Origin of the sequence: Chromobacterium sp. LK11, assembly GCF_001043705.1 — a bacterium.
Lineage (GTDB): Bacteria > Pseudomonadota > Gammaproteobacteria > Burkholderiales > Chromobacteriaceae > Chromobacterium > Chromobacterium alkanivorans.
On the sequence record NZ_LDUR01000012.1, the window covers coordinates 47248 to 67038 of the forward strand.

The window sequence follows — 19791 nt, forward strand, 5'->3', positions numbered from 1 at the left end:
CGCGGCCTTACTGCCCGCCGTCCTTGCGTTGCCAAGCCTCGTTCAAGGCCTTGGTGGCCGCCTCGCTGGTCTGCGCCGCGGCGGCCTGGGCCGACTTGGCCGCTTCCAGTTCCGCGTTGGCGCCGCCCAAGCCCGCCTGAGCCTCCGTCAGGCGCTGCTCCGCCTTGAGCTTGTCGGACTCCGCCTGCGCCAAGCGCGCGTCCGCCTTTTGCTGCGCGCCGCGCACTTGCTGGTAGTACATCTGCGCCGCCAGCAACTGTTCGTCCGCCGTCTGCGCCAATGCCAAGGCCGGCAAGGCCAGCGCGGCCAAGGCCGCGACGATTCCGTTTACCTTCATCACACAGCTCCCGTTTTCGGTGTCGATGCGCAAGCTTAACGCGGCGGCGGGGTTTTGGCTAAATCCGGCTGCGCCGCGGGGGCCGCCCCCGCCAGGTCGACCGCCTGCGACGGCCGCGACAACAGATACAGCAAGACGCTCAATTCTATCGCCCCGACCAGCCACGGCACCCAGTGCGGCGGCCGCGCCAGCAGCAAGGCGACGAAACCCGCGCCCATGCCCAAGGCGGCGAAGCACTTGGCCTTGACCGGCACCACCCGCTGCTCGCGCCAGCGGCGCAGGCCGGGCCCGTAGCGCGGATGCGCCAGCAGCCGCTGTTCCAGCCGCGGGGAGGACTTGCTGAAGCAAGCCAGCGCCAAAATCAGGAAGATGGTGGTGGGCATCACCGGCAGCAGCGCGCCTATGATGCCCAGCGCCAGCATCAAGGCGCCGGCGCACAGATACAACCAGCGCACCGCGGGGTGCCGCGCGCGCTGACTCAAGCGTACACCTGGTCCAGATGACTGTTCATGCAGGCGAAAGCCGCCACCGCGCCGGCGGTGACGCGCTGCTCGGCCGCCTCGTCCAGCTGCAGGCCGTCCAGCGCGGCGGTGAACGCGCGCCAGTGGCGGGCGCGGCCGTCCGGATGGCCGGCCAGGTGGCGGGCGCCGCAGTTTTCATCCAGTCCCAGCTTGCCGGCCAGCTTGTACAAGATCGCCGCGCCCAGCTTGGAGCCTTCCACCACGTAGAGCCAACCCATCGCGCTGGCCACGTCCAGCGTGCTGCTGATCGGCGCCTCGCGCAATTCCGGCAACGGCCGGTCCAGATCGCGCAAATCGGCGGCGATGCTGTCGTAGCGGCGGCGCTCGGCCAGGTCCGGGAACAGGCGCGCCAGCTCGGGATTGTCGTAAAGCGCGTCGGCGTCGCGCAGGAAGCGGTACTGCGCCAGCAGGAAGCGCGCGTAGTTTTCTCGGGTGGCGAACGGCTGATTCGCCATGATGCGCTGGTCCAGCGCGTCGTGCGTTTCGTGGGTGCGGGCTTTCAGGTCCTGGGTGCGGGTTTTCTCGGCAACGGTCGTCATGCTCTGTGTTTCCTGTTTGATGCGAAACCGACAGCCCGCGCGCGGCGGCGCGGACGGCGGCAAGATGCGGTTAACTCGCCATTATAATGCGAATGATTCTTACAATCATTATCAAATTTACCATGGCGACGACATGACTGCCGAGACAGCAGGCAAACAAGAAGAGAGGGAGCAGGGAACACGGGAGAAAAACAAAAAGGCCAGTTCTCGCGAACTGGCCTGATTGCTATAAATTTGGTGGGTCGTGCGGGATTCGAACCTGCGACCAACGGATTAAAAGTCCGCTGCTCTACCAGCTGAGCTAACGACCCGATCCAGGGCGCTAAGAGTTTGTAGTGGTGGGTCGTGCGGGATTCGAACCTGCGACCAACGGATTAAAAGTCCGCTGCTCTACCAGCTGAGCTAACGACCCTCTAACAAAACTCTTGGCAATTTCCGGCATCGGAAACTGGTGGGTCGTGCGGGATTCGAACCTGCGACCAACGGATTAAAAGTCCGCTGCTCTACCAGCTGAGCTAACGACCCAAGAGAGAGCGCAACTATAATGAAACAGTTCAGGGTCGTCAACGGGTTTTTGCATTTTTTTTCATGAGAATGACAGCGTCACGACTGGAAAAGCCGGATGCAAACGGGAACCGAAGCGCCGCGAAATCATCTAAGCCCGAACGATAATTCCAAGCCGGCCTTGAAAGCCGACAAGCCATACCCATGTGTAGAATAAGGGATCAGGTTTACGCGTCCGCCGCCTGATCGCGAAACCCACTTATCGGATTCAGTTGCCCATGCGCACCTTCCTCATCCTGCTGTTGCTGTACCCCTTTGCTGAAATCGCCGCGCTGGTGGCTTTGGCGGATCGCTTCGGCGGCCTGGCCGTCTTCCTGTTCGTCGTGCTGTCTTCCCTGCTGGGCTTGTGGATGCTGCGCAATCAGCAGATCGGCGCCTTGTTCACCCTGGGCAGCGTGATGCGCCAGGGCGACCGCGTATCGCTGTATTCCCTGCTCTGGCCGCTGCGCTATTTGCTGGCCGGCGTGCTGTTCCTGATACCAGGCGTCATCAGCGACCTGGCCGCCGTACTATTGCTGCTGCCTTTCAAAGGCCCCAGCATTGCCGTCAACGCTCGCGCGGCGACCGGACCCGCGGCCGATCCCGACGCCATCGATGGAGAATTCACCCGGGTGGACAAGACCACCCCGCCCGACCGGCGCCTTCACTGAAAGTCCAGCCGCCGCAGCGCGTCCTCCTCGGTGATCTCGCATTGCAACAAGACCACCTTGTGCCGGCTCTTGTCGCCGGACAGCAGTTGGACGTCGCGCTTGGCCACGGCGAAGCGCTGCGCCAGCCAGGCCAGCAAGGCCGCATTGGCCTTGCCGTCCACCGGCGGCGCCGCCAAGCGCACTTTCAGGCAGTCGCCATGTTCGCCCGCCGCCTCGGTTTTCTTGGCGCCGGGCTGCACGTGCAGAGTGAGACGGACAGTGCCGTTGCGGCAGTCCAGCCAAGGTTTCATGATTTTTTCCCGCAAAACGGGAGAGTGTAGTCCAAAAGCCGCCGCGCCGGCGTCAGCCGGCCAGGCGTCCGCTCTCCCTTCACTTATGAGGATATCGCGATGGATATTGGAATCAACGAACAAGACCGCCAGGAAATCGCTCATGGCTTGTCCCGCCTGCTGGCCGACACTTACACCCTGTACCTGAAAACCCACAACTTCCACTGGAACGTCACCGGGCCGATGTTCAACACCCTGCACCTGATGTTCGAAACCCAGTACAACGAACTGGCGCTGGCGGTGGACGCCGTGGCCGAACGCATCCGCGCGCTGGGCCACCACGCGCCGGGCAGCTACGCCGACTACGCCAAGCTGACCGCGATCCAGGAAGCCGCCGGCGCTCCGCCCAAGGCGGAGGAGATGATCCGCCAACTGGTGGACGGCCATGAAACCGTGTGCCGCACCGCGCGCAGCATTTTCGCCGTGGTTGAACGCGCCTCCGACGAGCCCAGCGCCGACCTGTTGACCCAGCGCCTGCAGGTTCACGAGAAAACCGCCTGGATGCTGCGCAGCCTGCTGGAAAAATAATAGCCGTCGGTTTCGACGCACCGTCACGCCGCGCTCAGCGCGGCGTTTTTGCTGGCCGCCGTGCTACACTTTCAGCTGCACTCGGTTCCGCCTGCGGCGGCATCCGCGGCGAACTCCGCTTACCCGGTGAAAGCCAACAGCCACCCATGTCCACTAGCCCGCCCTCGCCCTCATCCCCCAGCGCCACCATGCTGCCGCTGGGCTTGACGCTGCTCGCCTCGCTGCTGGTTCATCTGCTGCTGTTCAGCCTGGAGATTCGCCCGCGCTCCAGCCCGCCCGCGCCCGCCTCCGCCCAGATCATCAATGTGCAGTTGAACCAGACGCCCAGCCGCCAGACGCCCAAGACCCGCCGGCTGGCGGAACACAACAATCAAGGGGCCGGCAACAGCGCGCAGGCGGACAAGCTGGCCAGCCACCGCGCCAAGCCGGTTGCCGTCCCTCAGGAGCCCGGAACCCCGGAACCCGCCGACGCCTCGCCGCGGCAGCAAACCATCGCCCGGCCGCCGGACGCCGGCAAGAAGCCGGCGCTGCCGCCGGCGCAGTCCGGCGCGGTCGGGCACGTCAGCGCCGGCAGCCTGCTGGCCCAGGTCGGCGACCTGAGCCGGCAGTTGGGCGACAGCGGCCTGGCCGACAATGAACAGGAAAGCGGCGGCAAACAGGGCAAGCTGGCCGAAAGCGCACGCGGCTACCCCTGGGCCCGCTATCAGGAAGACTGGCGGCTGAAAGTGGAGCGCATCGGCAACCTCAACTATCCGGAAGCCGCCCGCCGCCAGAACATCCACGGCGCGGTGACGCTGGAGGTGCTGATTTCCGCCGACGGCGGCCTGCGCGAGGTACGCGTGCTGCGCAGCTCCGGCTTCGGCGTGCTGGACGAGGCCGCGCGCCGCATCGTGGAACTGGCCGCGCCCTACGCGCCGTTCCCGGCCTCGCTCGCCGAGCAATACAGCTCTCAGCGCATCCGCCAAAAATTCGTTTTCACTCGCGACAACCAATTGTCCAGTCGCTGACACATCATCGAGGAATCCCCATGTACGAAGTCAATCGCAGCATCGCCCTGATCCGCCCTCTCGCCCCCTTTCACGCCTGGCTGCAAGCCTTGCCCGGCGGCCTGGACGAAGAGATCTCGCTGGCGCACCTGGGACAGGACTGCAACGCGCTGCTGATCCCGGCGGCGGAGGATTACGCCGACGCCCAGGCCTTCGTTCACGAGCGCTACCAGCAACTGTTCCAGGCCGAACTAGCCGACTGGTGCGATGACGACAGCCTGTGGCCGGAAGAATTGTCGCTGGAGCTGTTCCAGCAATGGTTCTCCGTGGAAATCCACTCCATCGTCACCGACCTGGTCGACGAGGCGCTGGAACGCGAAGCTTTCGTGCCGCTGGAACTGGGCGAATAAACCTGCGCGCCGCGGCGTCGCCGACGACGGCGCCGGGCGCCATCACGAGCAAAGGGGAAAACACCATCATGCAGCACGATACCAAGATCAAAGTGCGCGGCTACCATCTGGACCTGTACGGACACGTCAACAACGCCCGCTACCTGGAATTTCTGGAAGAGGCGCGCTGGAACTACTTCGAAAGCCGCGGCGACCTGCCCTGGTTCCTGCAATCCGGCCTGGCGCTGGTGGTCGTCAACATCAATATCGACTACCGCTACCCGGCCACCATGGGCGACGAGCTCGTGATCGAGACCGGGGTCAAGAGCATAGGCACCCGCAGCGCGGTGATGCATCAGCGCGTGAGCCTGGCCGGCGGCGGCAAGCTGGTGGCCGAGGCCGACGTCACCTTCGCGGTGTTTGACGCCAAACAAGGCAAGGCGGTGGCGCTGGACGGCAAGCTGAAGGAACTACTGGAACAAATGCTGGCCGAACAGGCTTGATCGTCATGGCATAAACAGTCCGGGCCGCGCCCGGACCTTACCGCAGGACAAGGAAATGAAGAAAGGTCTGCTCGCGCTGCTGGGCGTCGCGCTGGTCGCCGTCGTCGCCTATATGGCGCTGTTCGCCGGCTCGCCGGCCCCCCAGGTCAGCTACACCTCGCTCAACGGCCAAACCGCCAGCACCGAATCGCTGAAAGGCAAGGTGGTGCTGGTCAACTTCTGGGCCACCAGCTGTCCGGGCTGCGTCGAGGAGATGCCGGAAATCAAGAAGATGCATCAGGAGTTCGCCGGCAAGGGCTATGAAACCATCGCGGTGGCGCTCAGCTACGACCCGCCCAATTACGTGAAGAGCTTCGTGGACAAATACCAGCTGCCCTTTTTCGTGGCGCTGGACAGCAACGGCGAGATCGCCAAAGCCTTCGGCGACATCCAGCTGGCGCCGACCACTTTCCTGATCGACAAGCAGGGCAAGATCATCAAGCGCTACGTCGGCGTGATGGACTTCAAGGAAGTGCGCAAACTGGTGCAGCAGCACTTGTGAGCCCGCCGCTCTCAAAACAAACGCCCCGGTTCGCCGGGGCGTTTTTCATCGCGCGGCGCACACCGCGCAAGCGGGATCGCGCGGCACCCTGATTTGGCGGAATTCGCCGGCCAGACCATCGTACAGGGTCAAGCGGCCCAAGCATGGCGCCACGCCGGCCAGCAGCTTGACCGCCTCCACCGCCTGCAGGCTGCCGATCACCCCCACCAGCGGCGACAGCACGCCGAAAGTCGCGCAGGGCCCGTCGCCGGCCTCGCCCTCGTCGGGGAACAGGCAATGGTAGCAAGGCGACGCCGCGTCTCGTGGATCGAACACCGCCAGTTGTCCGGAGAAGCGCACCGCGGCGCCGGACACCAGCGGCGTGCCGGCAGCGACGCAAGCGCGATTCACCGCGTGGCGGGTAGCGAAATTGTCGCTGCAGTCCAGCACCAGATCGTGGCTGGCCGCCAATTGCTCCAGTTCCGCCAGGCCCAGCCGCCGCGTCAACGCGGTCACCGCCACCTCGGGATTGATGCCGCGCATCCTGTCGGCTGCGGACTCGGCCTTCAAGCGCCCCAGGCTGCCGCTGTCGTGCACGATCTGGCGCTGCAGATTGGACAGCTCCACCACGTCGTCGTCGGCGATGCTGATCCGCCCTACTCCGGCGCTGGCCAGGTAGAGCGCCACCGGCGAGCCCAGCCCGCCGGCGCCGACGATCAGCGCCCGCGCCCGGCTCAGCCGCTGTTGGCCGGCGATATCGATTTCCGGCAGCAGAATGTGCCGGCTGTAGCGCAAGAGCGCCTGGTCGTTAAGTTCTGTCATGTTTCCAGCCTAATCCGAACGCCGCCGCCGCGCCATCATCCAAAAGCATAAGGCCAGCCGGTATCCGGCTGGCCTTATGCGTCGAACGGCGAAGCGGACTTATTCTTCCACCGTCTTGCGGGCGAACTTGATGCCCAACTGCTTAAGCTTGCGGTACAGATGGGTGCGCTCCAGGCCCACTTTCTGCGCCACCCGGCTCATATTGCCGTTCTCCAGCGAGATATGGTACTCGAAGTAGCGGCGCTCCAGCTGCTCGCGCAACTCGCGCAGCGGCATGTTGAAGTCGAAACCCGACTCCTCCACCGGCTTCTCGTGGCGGAACTGCGCCAGCACCTTGTTGACTTCGCCTGCGTCCACTTCGTCCGACTCCGACGTCAGGGCCAGGCTCTTGATGATGCTGCGCAACTGCTCCAGATTGCCCGGCCAGTCGTACTGACGCAGCGCGTTGAGCGCCGCGGTGGTCAGCTTGCGCGCCGGCACCTGCTTGGACTCCACCAGCTCGGTCAGGATCTGCTCGGCGATGAAGATGATGTCCTCGGAATGCTCGCGCAACGGCGGAATCGGCACGATCACGCTGGACAAGGCCGTCAGCAGGCGATTGTCGCATTCGGGATCCACCAGCAATTCCTGCAGCGGGCGGCTGCAGGAACACAGCAGCCGCACATTGAAGCGGTCCAGCTTGGACAGCAGGAACAGCAGCCCTTGTTGCACGCGACGGCCGTACTGGCCGATCTCCGGCAGGAACAAGACGCCGTTGTTGGCCTTCTGCAGCAGCTCCAGCGGCGCGTCCGCCAGTTGCTCCTGCTTGGCCGGGGTCACCCATGGGGTATTGCCCTGGTGGAAGAAGCGCGCCACCAGTTCGAAACCGGAACCGGGTTCGCCGGTCAGCAACACCGGCGACTTGACCTTGGCCACGCGCTCCAGCTGCCGCTTCAGCTCCTGGATAGGCTCGCTGCGGCCCAGCTTGTCCAGGTTCAGCGAGGTGTTGGCCTGCATGTCGCCGTATTTCAGCGCCCGCTGCACCGTGGTCAGCAGCTTTTGCAGCGCGATCGGCTTCTCGAGGAAGTCGAAAGCGCCGATGCGAGTCGCCTCCACCGCGGTGTCTATGCTGGCGTGACCGGACATCATCACCACCGGCATGTTCAGCTGGCCGGACTTGGCCCACTCCTTGAGCAGCGTCACGCCGTCGCAATCCGGCATCCAGATGTCCAGCAACACCAATGCCGGACGTGTCTGGTTGCGCAGTTGCCTGGCCACCTCGGCGTTTTCCGCTAACGCAACGGTATACCCCTCGTCCTGCAGTATCTCGGAGAGCAATTCACGAATACCGATTTCGTCGTCAACAATCAAAATATCGCTGCTACGCATTAGGCCTCCAGCAATGGCAGGGAGAGAAGGATGCGCGCGCCGTTGGGTTCGAGATTGCCCACTTTGATCTGCCCGTGGTGGTCTTCAAGAATCTTCTTGACCACCGCCAGGCCAAGACCGGTGCCTTTGGTCTTGCTGGTCACATAGGGTTCGAACACGCGTTGCAGGATCTCCGGAGCGAAGCCCGGACCATTATCCTCCACGCAAACGAGCGCATAGCCTTCTTCTTTTCGGCTGCTAATTTGAATCATCGGGATGTCAACGTCAAGGACCGCATCTTGCGCGTTCTGAATCAGGTTATGTAAAACCTGCCGCAACAATGCCGCATCCGCCATGATCATCAACGGCCTTTCATCAAGCGCCATCTTAACAGCAGAGTTGGATTCGTAAAGAGCCATCACCTCCCGCACCACTTGATTCAGGTCCAATTCGGTCAACTTGGTGCGCGGCGCGCGCGCATAATCGCGGAACGCGTCCACCATGGCCTTGAGCGCGCCCACCTGCTTGATGATGGTGTCGGTGGAGCGGCGCAGCATGTCGGCGTCGGCGCCGGCCAGCTTGTCCTGCAGCTTCATCGCCAGGCGCTCGGCCGACAGCTGTATCGGCGTCAGCGGATTGCGGATCTCGTGCGCCAGCCGTTTGGCCACCTCGCCCCAGGCCGCGTCGCGCTGGGCGCGCGCCAGTTCGGTGATGTCGTCGAACACCACCACATAGCCTACCGCCGACGCTTCCGGCAGATGGGCGCCGCGCACCAGCAAGGTGCGCTCGCCCTGCACCGTCAAATAGTTGAGCTGGGTTTTCCAGTCGCTGTCGCTGTTCTTGGACGCGTACTCCAGCACGCATTCCACCAGCGGCGCCACCGCCGGAATCGACGTGGCCCAGTGCGGGAAATCCTGATCCGACACCTCGGCGAAATCCACGCCCAGAATGCGCGAGGCGCTGGTATTGGCGGCGCGCAGCTGCCAGTCGGCGCCGAAGGCTATCACCCCGGCGCTCAGGTTGGCCAGGATGCTTTCCAGGTAGAGCTTGCTGCTTTCCAGCTCGCTGCGGCTGAGGTCGGCGGCGTGGCGCGCGTCCTCCAGCTGCTGCGTCATCCGGTTGAACAAGGTGGTCAGCATGCCCAGTTCGTCGCGGCGGTACACCGGATGGCGCTTGGAGAAGTCGCCCTGCGCCACCGCCCGGGTGCCGGCGGCCAGTTCCGACAAGGGCGCCGACAGCCGCTCGGACAGGAACAAGGCGAAGGCCAGCGCCGCGGTCAGCGCCAACAACGCGGACAGCGCCAGCGTCAGCATGTAGAAGGTGGTCAGGCCCTCGCGGCCCAGCAGCAGCTGGCGGTATTCGGCGCGCGCGGTCTCGATCTGCTCCGCGTCCTGGGCGATGCGCCCGGGCGCGGACTGCAGGGCCTGCAGCACGCGCTGCTGGCTGTCCAGATTGCGGTAAATCAACAGCGACTTCAGCACCAGGCCGCTGCCGCCGTCGTTTTCGAAACTGTCCAGCGTCTGACGCGGCTTGAGCTTGCTTATGCTCTCGCGCGACAACGGAGGAGGCACTCGCTCGCTGAGCCCGCCGGCGAAGGCCAGCAGCTGGCCGCTGCGGCTATAGACAGCAAGCTCGCGCAATCCCAATTGCTCTCGCAGACGCTCCAGCCGCGCCGGCAGCAAGCCTTCCGGCAAGGATTCGATATCGTCCTGCACCGAACGCGCGCGGCGGCCCAGGTCCTCCTGCACGTACTGCAGCGAGTTGCGCGCCAGGCCCAGGCTGCGGTCCAGCGCGGACTCGACGCGGACGTCGAACCAGCTTTCAATGCTGCGGGTCAGGAACTGGGCGGACACGGTGAACACCAGGATGCCGGGCACCAGGGCCACCACCGCGAACATCATCACCAGCTTCTGGGTCAGCTTGGCGCCGAACACCCGTTGCCGCACCCGCTGCCGCAAGCGCAGCAGCTGGCGCGCCACCACGCCCAGCAGCGTGGCGAGCAAGAGGCCGTTCAGGCCGAACACCCACCAATAATATTCGTTAAGTTTGGACGCGTTGCCGGTGGCCAGAGCCAGCAGATAAAGCAGGATGGCGCCCAGCGTCGCCAGCGCAATCACCGCGTAGCGCATCAGCCGCCGTCCTTTACGTCCAGCTTGACCCAGTCGGACGACAGCGACCAATCCGCCGAGCCCAGCGCGTTCAGTTGGAAGGGTTTGGGCAGTTCGCCGATGTCCAGCAACAGCCGCACCTGGCCGGCCACGCGGCCGGGCGCGCGCGGGTCAAGAGTGCCGTTATTGAGCACGCGCCAGCCCTGGATGGCGCCCACCGCGCCCAGCGCTTCGCGCAGGGTGGGATAGTAATTGGAAAGGCCGCCGATGGTGACGCGGTAACGGTTGGTCAGCGACTGGTAGGACAGCTTGAAGCCGAGCTGGGCGTGCGGATCGAACCACTCGCTGAAATTCAGATAGTAAGCGGTCAAACGCGGCTTGGTCAGCTGGAACTCCAGCCGGAACGGCAGCACCACGCCCTGTTCCAGCGCGTCGCTGAGACTGGGCGTCAAGCGCGTCTGAAACCGGGTGCTGACGGACAGCTGGCCGTCGGCCGTCACCTCGGCCTCAGCCCGACGCGAGCTGATGGTTTCGGCCTGCGCCGCCATGGCGAGGCCGGCCAGCAAGCACAGCAGCAGGCTAACGTTTTTCAAGCAACGCGTAATAAAAGCCGTCATGACGCTCACAAGGAAGCAACTGCTCCTGTCTCAGGCACGCGGCATCCGCATGGCGATTCAGAAAGGAGTCTAGCTGTTGCTGATTCTCTTCGGGGAAAATGGAGCACGTAGCGTAAAGCATTTTGCCGCCCGAGGCGAGCAAAGGCCACAGCGCGTCGGCCATGGCGGCCTGCTGCACGCCCAGCGCGGCGAAGTCGCCGGGGCGGCGCAGCCACTTGATGTCCGGATGGCGACGCACCACGCCGCTGGCGGAACAGGGCACGTCGGCGAGGATGCGGTCGAAGGGCCGGCCGTCCCACCAGCCGTCCGGCTGGCCGGCGTCGGCCGCATGCAGCCGCGCGGTCGCGCCGATGCGCTCCAGATTGTCGGCCACGCGCTGCAGCCGCTGCTCGTCGATGTCCAGCGCGGTCACCTCCACGTCGGCGCTCTCCAGGATATGGCCGGTCTTGCCGCCGGGCGCGGCGCAGGCGTCCAGCACCCGCTGGCCGGCGCGCAGGTCCAGCCAATGCGCGGCCTGCTGCGCGCCCCAGTCCTGCACCGAGACTTCGCCGTCGGCGAAGCCGGGCAGCTCGCGCACATTGACCGGCCGCGCCAGCCGGATGGAAGCGCCGTCCAGCGCCTCGCCGTCCAGGCCGGCGGCGCGCAGCCGCTCCAGATAGGCCGCGGCGTCGCCATGGCGGCGGTTGACGCGCAAAGTCATCGGCGGATGGCCGTTGTCGGCGTCCAGCACGGCTTGCCAGGCGTCGGGGTAAGCGCGCTGCAAGCCCTTGATCCACCACAGCGGGTGGTTGAAGCTGGCCTCGATGTCCTTTTCCGCCGCCCGTTCCAGCGCCGCGCGCTGACGCAGGAAGTTGCGCAGCACTCCGTTGACCAGGCCCTTGAAATTGCCCTTGGCCAGCCGGCTGGCCAGGGTCACCGCCTCGTTCACCACCGCGTACTCGGCGGCGCGGGTGTGCTGCAATTGATAGAAAGCCACGATCAGCACCCGCTCCAGCACCGGCTCGGGCAAGGGCTTGGCCACCAATTGGCGCAAGTAAAAACGCAGCCGCGCCAGGTGGCGCAGGCTGCCGTAGGCCAGATCCTGCAAAGCGCCTCGCTCGGACGGCGTCAACTCCGGCGCCTTGCGTTGAGCCTCGGCCAGCGCCTCGGTCAGATTGGTTCCGGATTCGACGCGCAACAGAATGTTGGCGGCCAATTGCTGAATATGATGCATGGGTGCTTTCTATCAAACCATAACAAACAGGCCAATGCCGTCCGGCATTGGCCTTGCGCGATCCAGACGGCGCGGCGGCCGCCCGACGCCCTTCAATTAATATACGCCGCGCGCCATCGCCTGCAGCCGTTCGATGCGGTCCGCGGTCTGCGGGTGGGTGCGGAACAGATCGCCCATCCCGCCGCCGCCGGACAGCGGGTTGATGATCATCATCTGCGCGGTTTCCGGATGCGCCTCGGCGGTGGGCATCACGATGCCCTGCGCATAGTACTCGATCTTCTGCAGCGCGGAAGCCAAGGCCAGCGGATCGCCGGATATCTCGGCGCCGCCGCGGTCGGCCTCGAATTCGCGCGCGCGGGAAATCGCCATCTGTATAAGGCTGGCCGCCAGCGGCGCCAACAGGGCGATGGCCAGGCGCGGCAGCAAGCCCACCGGCTGGCCGTTCTCGTCGCGGCCGCCAAAGAACATGGCGAAGTTGGCCAGCGCGGAAATCGCGCCGGCCATGGTGGCGGAAAGGGTGGAGATCAAGGTGTCGCGATGCTGGACATGGGCCAGCTCATGCGCCATCACCCCGCGCAGCTCGCGGTAGTCCAGCAGGCGCATGATGCCGCTGGTGGCGGCCACCGCCGCGTGTTCGGGACTGCGGCCGGTGGCGAAGGCGTTGGGCTGCTCCTCGTGGATCACGTAGACGCGCGGCATAGGCAGGCCGGCGCGCTGCGCCAGTTCCGCCACCATGCCGTAGAACTCCGGCGCGCTCTGGGCGTCCACTTCCTGCGCGTTGTACATGCGCAGCACCATCTGGTCGGAATTCCACCAAGCGTAAACATTCATCGCCCCGCCGAACAACAGGGCCAGAATCATGCCGCTCTTGCCGCCTATCATGCCGCCGATCACGGCGAACAGCGCCAGAATCGCCGCCATCAGCAAGGTGGTCTTGAACCAGTTGTCCGTCATTGCCCGCTACCCTTTCCTCTCGCCTCAGTCAATCCGATCACTCGCCCAGCCGCGCGCCAACCAGTTGGCCTCTGCCGGCGACGAAGTCGCGCGCGGCCAGCCGCTTGCCGCCGGCCGCCTGCAACACCGTCAGCCGCACCAGGCCGGCGCCGCAGCCCACCAGCACGCCGTCCGCGTCCGCGGCGACGACCAGCCCCGGCTCGGCCTGGCCGGCTTCCGCGCCGGCCATCCACAGTTTCAGCGCTTCGCCGGCCAGCAGCGTATGCGCGCCGGGCGCCGGGTTGTAGGCGCGGATGGCCCGCGCCACCTCTTCCGCCGGCAGGCTCCAATCCACCAGCGCCTCGGCCTTGCTCAGCTTCTGCGCATAAGTGACGCCCGCCTCCGGCTGCTTGACCGGCTGAATCGTCTCCAGTCCGGCCAGCGTGGCGACGATGGCGCGCGCGCCCTCCACTGCCAGCTTGTCGTGCAGCGTGGCGCCGGTTTCGTCGGCGGCGATGGCCACCGGATGGATGGACAGCATGTCGCCGGTGTCCAGGCCCACGTCCATCTGCATGATGGTGATGCCGGTTTCGGCGTCGCCGGCCAGGATGGCGCGCTGTATCGGCGCCGCGCCGCGCCAGCGCGGCAGCAGCGAAGCGTGGATGTTCAGACAGCCGCGCGCGGGAATGTCCAGCACCGCCTGCGGCAGGATCAGCCCGTAAGCGGCCACCACCATCAGCTCGGCGCCGATGTCGCGCAGCATTTGCTGAGCTTCCTCGTTGCGCAAGGACGCCGGCTGCTCCACGCGCAAGCCGTGCTCCAGCGCCACTTCCTTGACCGGACTGGGCTTCAATTTCATGCCGCGGCCGGCCGGACGGTCCGGCTGGGTCAGCACCAGGGCGATTTCATGGCCGGCGGCGATCAACTCGCGCAGCGCGGCGGCGGCAAACTCCGGCGTACCGGCAAAGATCAATTTCATTCAAACCATTCCGGACGGGGCGCCCACGGCGCCGTCGTCACATATTCTGTTTTTCACGCTTTTTCAGCTTGGTCTTGATGCGGGTCTGCTTCATCTGCGACAGGTATTCGACAAACACCTTGCCGTCCAGATGGTCGATCTCGTGCTGGATGCAGATCGCCAGCAGGCCGTCGGCCTCCAGCTCGAACGGCTTGCCGTTGCGGTCCAGCGCGCGCACCTTGACGCGTTCGGCGCGGGTCACCTTGTCGTAGATGCCGGGCACGGACAGACAGCCCTCTTCGTACACCGTCTCGCCGTCCTTGCTCAGGATTTCCGGGTTGATGAACACACGGCGCTCGTTCCGCTCTTCGGAAATGTCCATCACCACCAGGCGGTGGTGGAAATCGACCTGGGTCGCGGCCAGGCCGATGCCTTTGGCTTCGTACATGGTCTCGAACATATTGTCGATCTGAGTCTGCAAGGCCTCGTCGAAGACCTCCACCGGTTTGGCCACGGTGTGCAGCCGTTCATCCGGGTAATGCAAAATATTCAACAATGCCATCGGATTTAATGACTCCCCATCGTTTCATTCACTCATCAAGTTGTCGTATCGCGATCGGCACGCCGATAATAGACATGTTCGAAACGCGATTCCTTGTATGCGGGCCACCCCGCAGGTGTCCGTCCACCTTCATATTGGGGCATTTCCCATGCGTAAAAGCATTATATCCTTCGCCTTGGCCCTCGGGCTCGCCGCGCCCGCCTTCGCCGCCGACCTCCAGTTGAAGGCTGACGCGCCCAGCCGCTACACCGTGAAGCGCGGCGACACGCTGTGGAGCATCTCCGGACGCTATCTGAACAGCCCCTGGAAGTGGCCGCGGCTGTGGCGGATGAACCAGGGCGAAATCAAGAACCCGCACTGGATCTATCCGGGCGACGTGCTGGCGCTGGACTACGTGGACGGCCAACCGCGGCTGTCGCTGGCGCGCGGCGCGCAGCGCGAAGTCAAACTGTCGCCGCAGGCCCGCGCCGAGACGCTGGACCAGGCGGTGGCCAGCATCCCCGCCTCGGCGATCGAGCCCTTCCTCAAACGGCCGCTGGTGGTGGACATGGCGCAGTTCCTGCAGTCGCCCAAGCTGATCGCCGGGCCGGAGGAACATCTCACCGTCGCCACCGGAGACCGCGTCTACGCCACCGGCGTCAACGAGGCCGGCACCTGGCAGGCTTACCGGCTGGGCAAGCCGCTGCTGGACCCGGACACCAAGAAGGTGCTGGGCGTGGAGGCGACTTACAGCGGCGATCTGACCGCGGACAAGCCTCAGGGCGAAGTCCAGACTCTGAAAGTCCGGAGCGTCAGCGAGGAAATCCTGGTGGGCGACCACCTGATGCGCGCGCCGCTGCAAAACTTCAACAACTACGCGCCGCACCCGGCCGACGCCCATCTGAGCGGCAAGGTGGTCTCGGTCTACAACGGCGTGGACGGCGCGGCCCAATACTCTACTATTGTACTCAATCTGGGCCAGTCGCAGGGCGTCGAAAACGGCCATGTGTTCGGCCTGTTCAAAAAAGGACGCCCGCTGGAAATCAAGGACGAACAAGGCAAGCGCACGGTGACGTTGCCGGCGGAACGCGCCGGCAACGCCTTCGTCTACCGCGTGTTCGACAAAGTCTCCTACGCGCTGGTGCTGGACAGCCGCGGGCCGATCTACGTGGGCGACGGCGTGGCCAGCCCCGAACAGGAATGAAGGCTCCGCCGCACGACTGGCTGTTGCTGGCGCTGACCCCCGGCATCGGCCCGGCCGGCTTTTTGCGGCTGATCGACGCCTTCGGCGGCGCCGACGCCGCCTTGAACGCCAACAGCCGCCAGACCGAGCCCTTGATCGGCAAAGAAGCGGCCGAAGCCCTGCGACGGCGCGAGGCCGCCGCCTCCGCCGAGGCGGCGCTGGAATGGGCGCAGGCGCCGGGCTGCCAGCTGCTGTCCTTGCTGGACGACGATTATCCGCCGCAACTGGCCGAATCCAACTCGCCGCCGCCGCTGCTGTTCGCCCGCGGCCGGCGCGAACTGCTGGCCGAGCCCATGCTCGCCATCGTGGGCAGCCGCGCCGCCACGCCGCAGGGCAGGCAGAACGCCGAGAGCTTTGCCGGCGAACTGGCCGAGCACGGCTATTGCATCGTCAGCGGCATGGCCAGCGGCATCGACGCCGCCGCCCATCACGGCGCCTTGCCCCAGGCCGCCTCCACCATCGCCGTGGTCGGCACCGGCATCGACCGCGTCTACCCGGCCGGCAACCGCCAGCTGGCGCACCGCATCGCCGAGGAAGGCCTGATCCTGTCCGAGTTCGCGCTGGGCATGGGGCCGCTGGCCGGCCATTTTCCGCGCCGCAACCGCATCATCGCCGGCCTCAGCCGCGGCTGTCTGGTGGCGGAGGCCAACACCGGCTCCGGCTCGCTGATCACCGCGCGGCTGGCGATGGAGAACAATCGCGAAGTGATGGCCATCCCCGGCTCCATCCACAATCCGCAGTCCCGCGGCTGTCACCGGCTGATCAAGGACGGCGCCAAACTGGTGGAAACCGTGGACGACGTGCTGGACGAAGTGGGCAGGCTGCAGCGCAAGCGCCCCCTCGCCAAGCCGGCGGCCCCCGCTGCGGAATCGCCGCTGCTTGAAGCCATGGGATTCGACCCCATCAGTATGGATGCGCTTTCGACCACGCTCGGGTTGACTGTGGGGGAGCTTTACGCGATGCTGCTCGAACTTGAGCTGGCCGGCCTGGTGGCCAGCCATCCCGGCGGGCTTTTCCAGCGCCTGAAACCGGGCTGAACCGCGTTAACCCGCACTTTAAGAAGATAGATTGATGTTTGACGTACTCGCCTTCCTGTTTGAACAATTCCGCGATCCGGACGCTTTCGGCGACCGCGGCGCGCTGATGCGCCAATTGGAGGCCGCCGGTTTCGAGGACGAGGAGATCAACGACGCGCTGGATTGGCTGGACGGCATCAGCGGTCTGGACGACAGCGGCTACGTCGGCGCCAACGAAGCCAGCGGCATGCGCGTTTACGCCGAAGACGAACTGGAGCACCTGCCCGCCGACGTGCGCGGCCTGCTGCAGTTCCTGGAGGACCACGGCGCCTTGACGCCCGCTCAGCGCGAAATGGTCATCGACCGCCTGATGGAGCTGCACGGCGACGACATCAACGTCGGCAGCGCCAAGCTGGTGGCCTTGATGGTGTTGTGGGCGCAACAGGCGGAACTGCCCATTCTGCTGGGCGAGGCGCTGTTGGATGCCGTGCATGGCGAACCCACCATGCAATGACTTGTCAGCCTCATGGAGCGGGCTTAACATGCCGCCCTTGGCCGCCGGCGCCGGCGGCCGATCCAAGAGCGCTCTTGCGCTCTTGTTTTATTTGACGAATATATTTTCTGTCGACGCGAAATTTTTCAGGGTGAAGCCTTCATCCTCCTTGTCGACGGGAACGCAGCAGCCCACGCACGGGCCTGGCGACCTTCTGCCGCGCGGCAGAAACGCCCGGACCGGACGGATCGGCCGGCATGCCGGCGATTGCACATAGAAAAGATAATATGCCCACCAGTCTCTTGATCGTCGAATCGCCCTCCAAGGCGAAAACGCTGAAGAAATACCTAGGCCCTGACTTTGAAGTCCTGGCCTCCTACGGCCATGTGCGCGATCTGGTGCCCAAGAACGGCGCAGTGGACCCTGAAAAAGGGTTCGCGATGAAATACCAGCTGATCGCGCGCAACAGCAAACACGTCGACGCCATCGTCAAAGCGGTGGGCGACGCCGAACACATCTATCTGGCGACTGACCCGGACCGCGAAGGCGAGGCCATTTCCTGGCATCTGGTGCAGATCCTCAACGGCAAGAAGCTGCTGAAGAACAAGACCGCCCAGCGCGTGGTCTTCCACGAGATCACCAAGAACGCGGTGCTGGAAGCGATCCAGAACCCGCGCGAAATCGCGCAGAACCTGGTGGACGCGCAGCAGACCCGCCGCGCGCTGGACTACCTGGTGGGCTTCAATCTGTCGCCGCTGCTGTGGAAGAAGATCCGCCGCGGCCTGTCCGCCGGCCGAGTGCAGAGCCCCGCGCTGCGCCTGATCTGCGAGCGCGAGAACGAAATCCGCGCCTTCGTCGAGCAGGAATACTGGTCGGTGCATCTGGACAGCCACAAGGGCCGCACCAAATTCGGCGCCAAGCTGACCTCGATGGCCGGCAAGAAACTGGAACAGTTCGACATCCCCAACGAGGCCGAGCAGGCCAGCGTGCTGGCGCGGCTGGAAGGCCACCCGGCGGTGGTCAGCAGCATCGAGAAGAAAAAGAAATCGCGCAGCCCGGCCGCGCCGTTCACCACCTCCACGCTGCAGCAGGAAGCCGTGCGCAAGCTGGGCATGACCACCGACCGCACCATGCGCACCGCGCAGCAGCTGTACGAGGGCATAGACATCGGCCAGGGCACCGTCGGCCTGATCACCTATATGCGTACCGACTCGGTGGCGCTGGCGGGCGAGGCGGTGGAGGAAATCCGCGGCTACATCGGCCTTAAATTCGACGGCGACTACCTGCCCAAGAACCCGGTGGCCTACAAGAACAAGTCCAAGAACGCCCAGGAAGCGCACGAGGCGATCCGCCCCACGTCCATCCTGCGCACCCCGGACATGGTCAAGCCCTTCCTGACCTCGGACCAGTTCAAGCTCTACGACATGGTCTGGAAGCGGACCCTGGCCTGCCAGATGGCGCCGGCCAAGTTCGACACCACCAGCATAGACATCGCCGTCGGCGAAGGCGTGTTCCGCGCCACCGGCCAGGTGCAGACCTTCGCCGGCTTCCTCGCCGTGTACGAGGAGGACGTCGACGACGCCGAGGACGAGGACAACGCCAAGCTGCCGCTGCTGGAAGAGGGCGAGACCCTGCCGGTGGACAAGCTCTACGGCACCCAGCACTTCACCCAGCCGCCGCCGCGTTACTCGGAAGCCTCGCTGGTGAAGGCTTTGGAAGAGTTCGGCATCGGCCGGCCGTCCACCTACGCCAGCATCATCTCGACGCTGAAGGACCGCGAATACGTGGTGCTGGACAAGAAGCGCTTCCAGCCCACCGACACCGGCGACATCGTCAACAAATTCCTGACCGAACACTTCGCGCAGTACGTGGACTACAACTTCACCGCCAAGCTGGAAAACCAGCTGGATGAAGTGGCCAACGGCCAGCGCGAGTGGGTGCCGGTGATGGACAGCTTCTGGAAGAACTTCTCCAAGCAGATCGCGGAGAAGGAAAGCATCTCCCGCGCCGAGGTCACCACCGAGAGCCTGGACGAAGCCTGTCCAAAATGCAGCAAGCCGCTGTCCATCAAGTTCGGCAAGCGCGGTCGCTTCATCGCCTGCACCGGCTATCCGGACTGCGATTACACCCGCAATATCGGCGAAACCGCCGAACAGGCGGCGGAAGAGGCGGAAGCCCCGACGGTGATCGAGGGCCGCAGCTGCCCGGAATGCGGCGGCGAACTGCACATTAAGAAGGGCCGCTACGGCAAGTTCATCGGCTGCGCCAACTATCCTAAGTGCAAGCACATCGAGCCGCTGGAGAAGCCGCGCGAAACCGGCGTGGAATGCCCGGAGTGCAAGGCCGGCCAGCTGATCGAACGCAAGAGCCGCTACGGCAAGCTGTTCTACAGCTGCAACACCTACCCCAAGTGCAAATACGCCACCTGGAATCCGCCGGTGGCCGAGCCCTGCCCCAAGTGCAACTGGCCGATCCTGACCATCAAGACCACCAAGCGCCGCGGCACCGAGAAAGTCTGCCCGCAGAAGGAATGCGGCTATAGCGAGGTGATCGCGCCGCCGGAAGGCAAGGAAGCCGAACCGGCTTAAGCCGGCCGCGCTTGCGACGACAGCCCTGCACGGCAAGACCGCGCAG

General features: G+C 64.9%; 22 protein-coding genes and 3 tRNA genes. 10 read left to right on the forward strand and 15 right to left on the reverse strand.

Annotated features, from left to right (window positions below; translation table 11 throughout):
- Nucleotides 1-7 precede the first annotated feature (7 nt).
- The 6 genes from VK98_RS07810 to VK98_RS07835 all read right to left on the reverse strand — a co-directional run bounded on the left by VK98_RS07810 (nt 8) and on the right by VK98_RS07835 (nt 1922).
- Entirely contained in the window at nt 8-337 is a 330-nt protein-coding gene (locus tag VK98_RS07810; RefSeq protein ID WP_048413674.1) for a hypothetical protein, read from the reverse strand.
- A gap of 35 nt (nt 338-372) precedes the next feature.
- Nucleotides 373-819: a YbaN family protein gene (locus tag VK98_RS07815; protein WP_197082998.1), complete on the reverse strand. Its 447-nt coding sequence runs from the start codon at nt 817-819 to the stop codon at nt 373-375.
- A complete protein-coding gene (locus tag VK98_RS07820) occupies nt 816-1397 on the reverse strand; it encodes a biliverdin-producing heme oxygenase (protein WP_048413507.1) in 582 nt (193 codons plus the stop codon). Before VK98_RS07820 ends, VK98_RS07815 begins: the two co-directional genes overlap by 4 nt.
- Nucleotides 1398-1632: 235 nt before the next feature.
- Nucleotides 1633-1708: transfer RNA gene (locus VK98_RS07825), tRNA-Lys, on the reverse strand.
- Between the two features lie 25 nt (nt 1709-1733).
- A tRNA-Lys gene (locus tag VK98_RS07830) sits at nt 1734-1809 on the reverse strand.
- Between the two features lie 37 nt (nt 1810-1846).
- Nucleotides 1847-1922: transfer RNA gene (locus tag VK98_RS07835), tRNA-Lys, on the reverse strand.
- A 257-nt stretch (nt 1923-2179) separates the two neighbouring features.
- On the opposite strand from VK98_RS07835, the gene VK98_RS07840 reads away from it, so the two are divergent.
- Nucleotides 2180-2611 (forward strand): FxsA family protein, encoded by a 432-nt coding sequence (locus tag VK98_RS07840; protein ID WP_048413508.1) that lies wholly within the window; start codon nt 2180-2182, stop codon nt 2609-2611.
- Here the strand turns inward: VK98_RS07840 and VK98_RS07845 are convergent.
- The gene (locus VK98_RS07845; protein ID WP_048413509.1) at nt 2605-2901 is read right to left on the reverse strand and encodes a DUF167 domain-containing protein; all 297 of its coding nucleotides are present in this window, start codon (nt 2899-2901) and stop codon (nt 2605-2607) included. The genes VK98_RS07840 and VK98_RS07845 overlap by 7 nt on opposite strands.
- A gap of 99 nt (nt 2902-3000) precedes the next feature.
- On the opposite strand from VK98_RS07845, the gene VK98_RS07850 reads away from it, so the two are divergent.
- From VK98_RS07850 to VK98_RS07870, 5 genes are all read left to right on the forward strand, one after another.
- Nucleotides 3001-3468, forward strand: coding sequence for a Dps family protein (locus tag VK98_RS07850; RefSeq protein ID WP_019100310.1), 468 nt, complete (start codon nt 3001-3003; stop codon nt 3466-3468).
- Nucleotides 3469-3614: 146 nt separating this feature from the next.
- Nucleotides 3615-4475 carry an energy transducer TonB gene (locus VK98_RS07855; protein WP_082158827.1) on the forward strand — a complete coding sequence of 287 codons (861 nt, stop codon included), beginning with the start codon at nt 3615-3617 and terminating at the stop codon, nt 4473-4475.
- Nucleotides 4476-4495: 20 nt separating this feature from the next.
- Nucleotides 4496-4864, forward strand: a complete 369-nt coding sequence (locus tag VK98_RS07860; protein WP_048413510.1) for a hypothetical protein — start codon at nt 4496-4498, stop codon at nt 4862-4864.
- Between the two features lie 68 nt (nt 4865-4932).
- Nucleotides 4933-5346, forward strand: a complete 414-nt coding sequence (locus tag VK98_RS07865) for a thioesterase family protein (protein WP_043592324.1) — start codon at nt 4933-4935, stop codon at nt 5344-5346.
- Nucleotides 5347-5401: 55 nt separating this feature from the next.
- Nucleotides 5402-5887: a TlpA disulfide reductase family protein gene (locus tag VK98_RS07870; RefSeq protein WP_048413511.1), complete on the forward strand. Its 486-nt coding sequence runs from the start codon at nt 5402-5404 to the stop codon at nt 5885-5887.
- Nucleotides 5888-5932: 45 nt separating this feature from the next.
- On the opposite strand, the gene VK98_RS07875 is transcribed toward VK98_RS07870, so the two are convergent.
- The 8 genes from VK98_RS07875 to def form a co-directional block, all read right to left on the reverse strand.
- Nucleotides 5933-6688 (reverse strand): molybdopterin-synthase adenylyltransferase MoeB, encoded by a 756-nt coding sequence (locus VK98_RS07875; protein ID WP_048413512.1) that lies wholly within the window; start codon nt 6686-6688, stop codon nt 5933-5935.
- 99 nt (nt 6689-6787) lie between these two features.
- On the reverse strand, nt 6788-8056 hold the full coding sequence (locus VK98_RS07880) for a sigma-54 dependent transcriptional regulator (protein WP_019100015.1): 1269 nt from the start codon (nt 8054-8056) through the stop codon (nt 6788-6790).
- Nucleotides 8056-10164 (reverse strand): ATP-binding protein, encoded by a 2109-nt coding sequence (locus VK98_RS07885; RefSeq protein WP_048413513.1) that lies wholly within the window; start codon nt 10162-10164, stop codon nt 8056-8058. The genes VK98_RS07880 and VK98_RS07885 overlap by 1 nt, the downstream gene beginning before the upstream one ends.
- Nucleotides 10164-10736: a DUF4390 domain-containing protein gene (locus VK98_RS07890; RefSeq protein ID WP_231589229.1), complete on the reverse strand. Its 573-nt coding sequence runs from the start codon at nt 10734-10736 to the stop codon at nt 10164-10166. The genes VK98_RS07885 and VK98_RS07890 overlap by 1 nt, the downstream gene beginning before the upstream one ends.
- A complete protein-coding gene (gene rsmB / locus VK98_RS07895) occupies nt 10723-11973 on the reverse strand; it encodes a 16S rRNA (cytosine(967)-C(5))-methyltransferase RsmB (protein WP_048413515.1) in 1251 nt (416 codons plus the stop codon). The genes VK98_RS07890 and rsmB overlap by 14 nt, the downstream gene beginning before the upstream one ends.
- A gap of 96 nt (nt 11974-12069) precedes the next feature.
- Nucleotides 12070-12927, reverse strand: coding sequence for a zinc metalloprotease HtpX (htpX, locus tag VK98_RS07900; RefSeq protein WP_048413516.1), 858 nt, complete (start codon nt 12925-12927; stop codon nt 12070-12072).
- Between the two features lie 37 nt (nt 12928-12964).
- Complete coding sequence (gene fmt, locus VK98_RS07905) at nt 12965-13885, reverse strand: methionyl-tRNA formyltransferase (protein ID WP_048413517.1); 921 nt, start codon at nt 13883-13885, stop codon at nt 12965-12967.
- 37 nt (nt 13886-13922) lie between these two features.
- Nucleotides 13923-14426 (reverse strand): peptide deformylase, encoded by a 504-nt coding sequence (gene def, locus VK98_RS07910; RefSeq protein ID WP_048413518.1) that lies wholly within the window; start codon nt 14424-14426, stop codon nt 13923-13925.
- A gap of 148 nt (nt 14427-14574) precedes the next feature.
- Here def and VK98_RS07915 point away from each other — a divergent pair, with 148 nt between their 5' ends.
- The 4 genes from VK98_RS07915 (at nt 14575) to topA (ending at nt 19745) form a co-directional block, all read left to right on the forward strand.
- On the forward strand, nt 14575-15609 hold the full coding sequence (locus VK98_RS07915) for a LysM peptidoglycan-binding domain-containing protein (protein WP_048413519.1): 1035 nt from the start codon (nt 14575-14577) through the stop codon (nt 15607-15609).
- Nucleotides 15606-16685, forward strand: coding sequence for a DNA-processing protein DprA (gene dprA / locus VK98_RS07920; protein ID WP_048413520.1), 1080 nt, complete (start codon nt 15606-15608; stop codon nt 16683-16685). Before VK98_RS07915 ends, dprA begins: the two co-directional genes overlap by 4 nt.
- A gap of 34 nt (nt 16686-16719) precedes the next feature.
- Nucleotides 16720-17178: a DUF494 family protein gene (locus tag VK98_RS07925; RefSeq protein ID WP_048413521.1), complete on the forward strand. Its 459-nt coding sequence runs from the start codon at nt 16720-16722 to the stop codon at nt 17176-17178.
- A gap of 266 nt (nt 17179-17444) precedes the next feature.
- Nucleotides 17445-19745 carry a type I DNA topoisomerase gene (gene topA, locus VK98_RS07930; protein WP_048413522.1) on the forward strand — a complete coding sequence of 767 codons (2301 nt, stop codon included), beginning with the start codon at nt 17445-17447 and terminating at the stop codon, nt 19743-19745.
- The last annotated feature ends 46 nt before the right edge of the window (nt 19746-19791 follow it).

Excerpts from the sequence above, each read along its gene's own strand:
- VK98_RS07810 (WP_048413674.1), bottom strand. The coding sequence starts at position 337 with ATGAAGGTAAACGGAATCGTCGCGGCCTTGGCCGCGCTGGCCTTGCCG.
- VK98_RS07820 (WP_048413507.1), bottom strand. The coding sequence starts at position 1,397 with ATGACGACCGTTGCCGAGAAAACCCGCACCCAGGACCTGAAAGCCCGC.
- VK98_RS07840 (WP_048413508.1), top strand. The coding sequence starts at position 2,180 with ATGCGCACCTTCCTCATCCTGCTGTTGCTGTACCCCTTTGCTGAAATC.
- VK98_RS07845 (WP_048413509.1), bottom strand. The coding sequence starts at position 2,901 with ATGAAACCTTGGCTGGACTGCCGCAACGGCACTGTCCGTCTCACTCTG.
- VK98_RS07850 (WP_019100310.1), top strand. The coding sequence starts at position 3,001 with ATGGATATTGGAATCAACGAACAAGACCGCCAGGAAATCGCTCATGGC.
- VK98_RS07855 (WP_082158827.1), top strand. The coding sequence starts at position 3,615 with ATGTCCACTAGCCCGCCCTCGCCCTCATCCCCCAGCGCCACCATGCTG.
- VK98_RS07860 (WP_048413510.1), top strand. The coding sequence starts at position 4,496 with ATGTACGAAGTCAATCGCAGCATCGCCCTGATCCGCCCTCTCGCCCCC.
- VK98_RS07865 (WP_043592324.1), top strand. The coding sequence starts at position 4,933 with ATGCAGCACGATACCAAGATCAAAGTGCGCGGCTACCATCTGGACCTG.
- VK98_RS07870 (WP_048413511.1), top strand. The coding sequence starts at position 5,402 with ATGAAGAAAGGTCTGCTCGCGCTGCTGGGCGTCGCGCTGGTCGCCGTC.
- VK98_RS07875 (WP_048413512.1), bottom strand. The coding sequence starts at position 6,688 with ATGACAGAACTTAACGACCAGGCGCTCTTGCGCTACAGCCGGCACATT.
- VK98_RS07880 (WP_019100015.1), bottom strand. The coding sequence starts at position 8,056 with ATGCGTAGCAGCGATATTTTGATTGTTGACGACGAAATCGGTATTCGT.
- VK98_RS07885 (WP_048413513.1), bottom strand. The coding sequence starts at position 10,164 with ATGCGCTACGCGGTGATTGCGCTGGCGACGCTGGGCGCCATCCTGCTT.
- rsmB (WP_048413515.1), bottom strand. The coding sequence starts at position 11,973 with ATGCATCATATTCAGCAATTGGCCGCCAACATTCTGTTGCGCGTCGAA.
- htpX (WP_048413516.1), bottom strand. The coding sequence starts at position 12,927 with ATGACGGACAACTGGTTCAAGACCACCTTGCTGATGGCGGCGATTCTG.
- fmt (WP_048413517.1), bottom strand. The coding sequence starts at position 13,885 with ATGAAATTGATCTTTGCCGGTACGCCGGAGTTTGCCGCCGCCGCGCTG.
- def (WP_048413518.1), bottom strand. The coding sequence starts at position 14,426 with ATGGCATTGTTGAATATTTTGCATTACCCGGATGAACGGCTGCACACC.
- VK98_RS07915 (WP_048413519.1), top strand. The coding sequence starts at position 14,575 with ATGCGTAAAAGCATTATATCCTTCGCCTTGGCCCTCGGGCTCGCCGCG.
- dprA (WP_048413520.1), top strand. The coding sequence starts at position 15,606 with ATGAAGGCTCCGCCGCACGACTGGCTGTTGCTGGCGCTGACCCCCGGC.
- VK98_RS07925 (WP_048413521.1), top strand. The coding sequence starts at position 16,720 with ATGTTTGACGTACTCGCCTTCCTGTTTGAACAATTCCGCGATCCGGAC.
- topA (WP_048413522.1), top strand. The coding sequence starts at position 17,445 with ATGCCCACCAGTCTCTTGATCGTCGAATCGCCCTCCAAGGCGAAAACG.